Origin of the sequence: Marinobacter sp. (genome assembly GCF_052094685.1) — a bacterium.
GTDB lineage: Bacteria > Pseudomonadota > Gammaproteobacteria > Pseudomonadales > Oleiphilaceae > Marinobacter.
In genome coordinates, this window is the sequence record NZ_JBQDKB010000015.1 from 51,487 (window position 1) to 57,634 (window position 6,148).

The following is a 6,148-nucleotide window of genomic DNA, read 5'->3' on the forward strand; positions in this document are numbered from 1 at the left end:
TCATAGCCCGCAGTGTCAAAACCAGATTAGCGAGCCAACCAGTCGAAATACTGACTGATTACGGATAAACAGCAGGAATGGATACCATGTGGAGAAAAGCTTTACTTATCGGCCGCTGGCTACTGCCATACGTTCGAAACGCGGCACCCTATACCCTAGCCTTGGGTTTAGTCGCGCTGTTGGTTGCCACCTGGTGGCTTGGGCCAAAGTGGGAGATTGGCGGAGCATTCCCGCTGGCGGCTTGGCAAATGCGGGCGCTGGTTACGTTGGGTGTTGTGTTGTTGGTCGCCATGATCTGGGGCACCGTGTTGGCTCGCCGTTTAGGCAAGGTTAATGCGTCTAAAGCCGAAGAGCAGCAAGAGCAGGAAGACCCGGTTTTGCCTATGGAACGGCGGCAGCAGCGGTTGCTGGACCGCCAACTTGCCGCGCTGAAGAACAACCTGCCCGGACGTCGGGGTGTGTATCGTTTACCTTGGTACCTGGTCATGGGGCTGGAAGATGCGGGAAAAACCAGCCTTATCCAGCGTTCCGGGCAGACGTATACCCTAACCAACGTTACTCGCAATAATCGTGCGGATCGAAACCCGTTTGGGTTCGATTGGTGGATAGGCGATAACGGCGTATTGATTGATCCCGATGGCGAACTACTAAGCCAAAGCCAAGGAGCTGCAGGGGAAATACAGCAGCGGCTCTGGGCGCACTTCATCCATTGGCTTGAGTGCAGTCGCCCCCAGCGCCCTCTCAACGGAGTAATTCTTGCGGTGGACCTGGCGAAGTTGAGCACAGCCAGCGAAGAACAGCGCGAGGCTCATGCCATTCTACTGCGAACGCGTCTTAGAGAGCTGATGGAGCAGATAGGCTCGCGTCTTCCGGTGTATGTGTCCTTTACCAAAATGGATCTGCTTTATGGCTTTGGGCCGTTTGTTCGTACTTTCAGTAAGCAAGAGAAAGAGCAGGCTCTTGGGTTTACCTTCCAGCTGGAAGGCCAGCTAGATAACGATGACTGGCTAAATGAATTCTCAGCGCGCTTGAGCGAGATGGTCACACGGCTGAATGAGCGTTTGCCTTGCGTACTTGCCAGCACCCGGGACGCTGAAGACAGAGCGGCTGCCTACTCATTTACGCGCCAGCTCGCCGGCATGAAGCCGGTGCTTGAGACCTTTTTGAGCAGCCTGCTGTCAGCGGATGCTTTCTCCACGCCCGCCCTGGTTCGCGGTACTTACTTTACCTCTGTTGTGCAAGAAGGCGTGCCGGAAGATGCCTTTGTCTCTGCCGCTGCCAACCATTATCAAGTATCCGGCCCAATTCAGCCGGCCCAGCGCACGGGTCAGTCTACAAACTTGTTTACCCAATCGTTGTTCCCCGGGATTATCTATCCCGAAGCTGGGCTTGCAGGGGACAACCGCCGGGTTGTGCGTGGCCGTCAGCGCCGGGTGGCAATCGCCGCCGTCGTTGCCGTGTGTGCGGGCGCGGGCATGACCTCAGGCTGGCAGCACTACTTTATTCAGAACGCCGACGCGGCCGCCTCGGTTGAAACACGGGTGCAAAGCTTCATCGATAACTGGCAACCGGTAGGTTACGAGCCGGATACCACTGGCCGTAATCTGCTTGAACCACTGGATCAGCTACGCCAGGCCACGCTGGCGTTTGGGGATCATCGAAAACAGTGGACGCTGCTCAGTGACATGGGGCTGTACCAGGGACACAAAGTTGGGCCGGAAGTGGAAGCGTCCTATCTGGATATGCTGGCCTACCAATACTTGCCAGCACTGATGTTCGGTGTGATGGGTGACATGAGCCGCGCGCCGGACAACAGCCCGGAGCGGCTTGAACACCTGCGTGTGCTGAGAATGCTCTACGATGCCAGTGGCCGGCGCAACGATATTGTAACCACCTACATGAGCGAATACTGGCAGCGAGCCTTTCCGGGCCAGCGCGATGTCCAGCAAAGACTTTTGGCGCATCTTGACTATGCCATGGCTTATACCGACTTGGCTGATCAGGCAGGCAGCGGTGACGTAACTGCAGATATGGCGCTTGCACCATTCAAAAGCAGCGTGCAGTGGTCGCAGCATGAGCTGGGGCGGATGTCGACTCCAGATCGTGTGTATCGGGATTTGGAAATAGAGGCCGGCCGGGAGTTCAGCCAGCCAACCGATCTGGCTCGTACATCTGGCCCGGCGTTCAGCAACGTCTTTGTACGTGTGGATCAATACGGTGAGCCTGCCGGAGGGCACAAAGGAGAAGACGCCGACCAGCCATTGTCGGATCCTTTGAGCATTCCTGCACTGCTGACCCGGGACGGCCTGGAGAAGTGGTTTCTGCGCAAATCTGCCACGGTGACAGAACTGGCCCTGGTAGACGCCTGGGTACTCGGGCGCAGAGATAATGTGGACTTCAGCAAAGCCGATGAAGCCCAGCTGCAAGCCAGCTTGCAAAACCTTTATGCCGAGCACTATGCCAACGCCTGGCGCACAGCTTTGAGCCGGGTCGATATTCAACAGTTTGAGGATTTGAACCACGGGGTTCGCATACTGGAGAGCCTTACCGGTGGCCATGAGCCGCTTGCGCAGTTGCTTGGGCAGGTTCGCCGAAATACGCAACTGATACCCGGCGCTGAAGGGGATAACTCAGCAGCTCGGGAACTGCTTGAGCAATCTGCCCACTTCCGCATGCTGCAGAACATAGAACGACAGTTTACGGATCTCAATCAGCTTACCCGCAAGCACGAAGATCAACCTACCGGGTTAGAACAAGTTATGTTGGTGGTGAGCGACCTGCACGAATACATGCGCACTATTCAAGAGTCGCCAGACAAGGGTAAGGCAGCTCTTGGTGCGGCTCGAGCGAGAATGGGGTTGCAGGGTGCTGACCCGATTTTCACCCTACAACGGATGGCAGGCCACCAACCCGAGCCCCTTAACCGGCTGCTCAACCGATTGGCAACGGAAAGCTGGCGTGTGCTGCTGGATCAAGCTGTGGCGCAGCTTGAACGGGAGTGGTATCGAGAAGTTTATCAGCCTTTCCAGCAAAATCTGGCCAGGCACTATCCGTTTAATGCCAATGCCGGCCGCGATGTCGCCCTGCAGGATTTTGAGCGTTTTTTTGCGCCGGGTGGCGTATTGGATACGTTCTATGAAGAGAACCTGAAACTGTTTCTGGAGGATCATCCGGAACAGGTGGGGGATGCCCGTCGGGCCGGCCTGGTGCGTCGGGATGTGCTGGCGGCTCTGGGTAACGCCGATAAAATTCGCAGCGCTTACTTCACTCGCGGCGGCGCGCTGGATGTGGAGTTTGCCCTAGAGCCCCTAAACTTGTCTTCTAACAAGCGCCGCAGCGTTGTGAACCTGGATGGCCAGTTGGTGGAGTTCAGTCACGGCCCCCGCCAGAGTATTCCATTGGTATGGCCCAACACCCTGAGAGACACGGTTGAAAGCCGGATAACACTGGTTCCGGTGCAAGTAAACCGCTCGCCGCGCAGCATTTCCCAGAGCGGCCCTTGGGCGCTGTTCCGGTTGCTGGACAAAGCCGACATAACCGGTGTCAGCGGCAGCGCGGTGGATGTGCGTTTTCAGGTTGATGACGGCGAGATGCGTTACCGCCTACACGCGGCCAGCAATACCAACCCATTCACCCAACAGCTGCTATCGGGATACCGAATTCCCCGTAGCCTGTACTGAATAACCCGTTTGTTGGCGGCAGGAGATGGCAGATGCTGGATAAATCCGGAGGTATTGCTTTCAGGGTATTGCTACCGGCTGTGCTGCTGGGCTTGCTGTTGGCCGCAGCCCGGCCCGGCCATGCCAGTCAGCCCCCGGTGCCCCTTGCCAATACCTACCAGCAAGGCATTGGACTGAAAGGCTATTGGGTCAGTGAGAAGTTTGATGGCGTAAGGGCCTACTGGGACGGCCAAAGGTTTTTATCTCGCAACGGCAATATTTATGAGGCGCCGAACTGGTTTGTTGAAGGCTTTCCATCCATACCTCTTGATGGGGAGCTATGGATGGGGCGCCAGCGCTTCGCAGAGCTTTCCGGGGCTGTGCGCAAACGGATACCGGTCGATCGCGAGTGGCGTGATATCCAGTTTCATGCCTTCGATTTGCCAGCTTCGGGGCCGTTTCACGAACGGTACGGGCAGCTGAAGGCCTTGGTAGAAAGCACGGATTCCCGTTACCTGAAACTTGTAGAGCAGGAGCCCGCCACGTCTCACTCCGCGCTGATGGTTCGACTGGATAAGTTGGTCGCTGAAGGAGGTGAAGGGTTGATGCTCAAACGGCGAGGAAGCCGTTATGAGGCAGGCCGATCCGACGACCTGTTGAAGGTAAAAACCTTTGAGGATGCAGAAGCGGTGGTGGTTGAACACTTAGATGGAAAAGGCCGTCTTCAGGGGATGATGGGCGCCTTACGGGTAGAACTTCCGAGCGGGCGTCGCTTTCGGATAGGAACAGGATTCAGTGATGAGCTGCGTGCCCGGCCACCCGCACCAGGAACTCGTATAACCTTCAAATACTACGGACTCACGGCAACCGGCCTGCCGCGTTTCGCAAGCTTTTTGCGTGTGCGAAACGACGAGCCAGAATTATCAGGGCAGAGGCCCTGATGCAGCAATTCGGGTGCCTGCGGCATCCGTGTACAGTTACGGATTTTCATGTGTGTGCTAGAGTAATTTGTGAGCAGCCTTATTGGTTGTGATCAGAAAATGGCCCCGCGGGCCGTTTTCAATAAAAATATAAGTGATTCGTTCAGGAGACAGGCCATGGATAAGCAAACAGCACAAGGCGATTATGCCAATGTTAAAGAGGATCTTCAGGTGCTGCGCGACGACATTGCGGCGCTGACAAAATCAGTCGCGGAAGGTCAGAAGGATCGCGCCAATAGCTTGAAAGACGAGATCAGCCGCGAAACTCGCTCGGTATTGGATCAGCTGCGCAAGCGTGGCGATGAAGTATTTACTCGTGCCACTGAAGCTGGATCGAAAGGCGTGGAGAGTGTGGAGCACAAAATTGAGGAAAGGCCGTTTCTTAGTATTATCCTCATGTTCCTGGCCGGCGTTATTGTAGGCAAGATGCTCGATCGCTGATGTTGCCAGATTCTGCAGCTATCAAAGGCGCTATTCGTAAGGCAATTGCAGCTATTATTGGAGTGATGCTGGCGATGGTCTTGCTTACGGCGCTGCTGATTACCGGCTTTTATATGTTGGCCGGTTCAGCGACTCTAGCCTTGGCGCCCCTCGTGGGCGAGCCAGGCGCTATGGCCATCACGGGGCTGGCATGCCTGTGTTTGCTGGCGCTATTTTTCTACCGCATGACCCGTACTGCCAGAACCTCGCGAAGTACTCAAAAAAGTGAATCAGGCTCGGGTTCCGAGTCGCCCGTTGCTGTGTTGCGCTCGCTGATTGCCCGTAACCCACTGGAAGCGGCCGCATTGGCTTTCGCAGCGGGGGTGGCAGAACAGAGTGATCCACGGTTAAAAGAATTGTTGCTTCAAGGCGGTATGTCGATGATGCGTCAGTCCGCTGGCTCCACGTCCCCGAAAACGGACGATTTGAATAAAACGACGGGCGCTCCCGCCCATGAAACGCTCGCAAAATAGTCTTTCATGCCTCTTTGGCTGTTATGGAAAACCCCTACAGGCTTGACGTCTCAAACCGTTTTTCCGTGTATTTGTTAAGTTTGTAGGTGTTTGATGTATTTTTGTTTTATTGGCTTAGCCTCGAAAATAATTAAGAAATAGTGAACAGAATGTAGTGCGGTTTTAACTTAAGTTTATGCGTTTAGGCACTTAGGGTAGATCCATGCAATTCAGGGCGCTGAACGAATCAATTCAGCTTCTCCGAGAATGCAATGACGATTGGATTTTAACCAGTGAGGATGAAGCGCTATGAACTATAAAGCTCGCATTGCTTGTGCAACTGTATTGTCTGCCAGCGTATTCGCAGCTCCCGCGGCGTTTGCTCAAGGCTCCCCCGACCGCGATGAAGCCGGCCCGTACATCAAGGGTAGCTACGGTGGTTATAAAGCGCATGGTGGAGAGTTCGACGATTCGAATGATCTCTACGGTGCTGGCCTCGGTTACCAGTTCAACCAATTCTTTGCCCTAGCAGCCTGTCGGACTTGCACCTGACAGACAGCGTTTAAAGTGATCTTGT

5 protein-coding genes are annotated in these 6,148 nt (G+C 55.1%); all 5 read left to right on the plus strand.

Annotation, left to right across the window (positions count from 1 at the left end):
* The first annotated feature begins 77 nt into the window (after positions 1–77).
* The 5 genes from tssM (at position 78) to ACTH3S_RS05400 (ending at position 6,123) form a co-directional block, all read left to right on the plus strand.
* Positions 78–3,680, plus strand: a complete 3,603-nt coding sequence (tssM, locus tag ACTH3S_RS05380) for a type VI secretion system membrane subunit TssM (RefSeq protein ID WP_441807998.1) — start codon at positions 78–80, stop codon at positions 3,678–3,680.
* Positions 3,681–3,712: 32 nt separating this feature from the next.
* Positions 3,713–4,600 (plus strand): DNA ligase, encoded by an 888-nt coding sequence (locus tag ACTH3S_RS05385; protein ID WP_441807999.1) that lies wholly within the window; start codon positions 3,713–3,715, stop codon positions 4,598–4,600.
* A 156-nt stretch (positions 4,601–4,756) separates the two neighbouring features.
* On the plus strand, positions 4,757–5,080 hold the full coding sequence (locus ACTH3S_RS05390) for a DUF883 family protein (protein WP_441808000.1): 324 nt from the start codon (positions 4,757–4,759) through the stop codon (positions 5,078–5,080).
* Positions 5,080–5,592 (plus strand): hypothetical protein, encoded by a 513-nt coding sequence (locus ACTH3S_RS05395; RefSeq protein WP_441808001.1) that lies wholly within the window; start codon positions 5,080–5,082, stop codon positions 5,590–5,592. The genes ACTH3S_RS05390 and ACTH3S_RS05395 overlap by 1 nt, the downstream gene beginning before the upstream one ends.
* Positions 5,593–5,880: 288 nt before the next feature.
* Positions 5,881–6,123: a hypothetical protein gene (locus ACTH3S_RS05400; RefSeq protein ID WP_441808002.1), complete on the plus strand. Its 243-nt coding sequence runs from the start codon at positions 5,881–5,883 to the stop codon at positions 6,121–6,123.
* The last annotated feature ends 25 nt before the right edge of the window (positions 6,124–6,148 follow it).

What these genes read in the sequence shown, in the direction of transcription:
- tssM (WP_441807998.1), top strand. Translation starts at nt 78, where the DNA reads ATGGATACCATGTGGAGAAAAGCTTTACTTATCGGCCGCTGGCTACTG.
- ACTH3S_RS05385 (WP_441807999.1), top strand. Translation starts at nt 3,713, where the DNA reads ATGCTGGATAAATCCGGAGGTATTGCTTTCAGGGTATTGCTACCGGCT.
- ACTH3S_RS05390 (WP_441808000.1), top strand. Translation starts at nt 4,757, where the DNA reads ATGGATAAGCAAACAGCACAAGGCGATTATGCCAATGTTAAAGAGGAT.
- ACTH3S_RS05395 (WP_441808001.1), top strand. Translation starts at nt 5,080, where the DNA reads ATGTTGCCAGATTCTGCAGCTATCAAAGGCGCTATTCGTAAGGCAATT.
- ACTH3S_RS05400 (WP_441808002.1), top strand. Translation starts at nt 5,881, where the DNA reads ATGAACTATAAAGCTCGCATTGCTTGTGCAACTGTATTGTCTGCCAGC.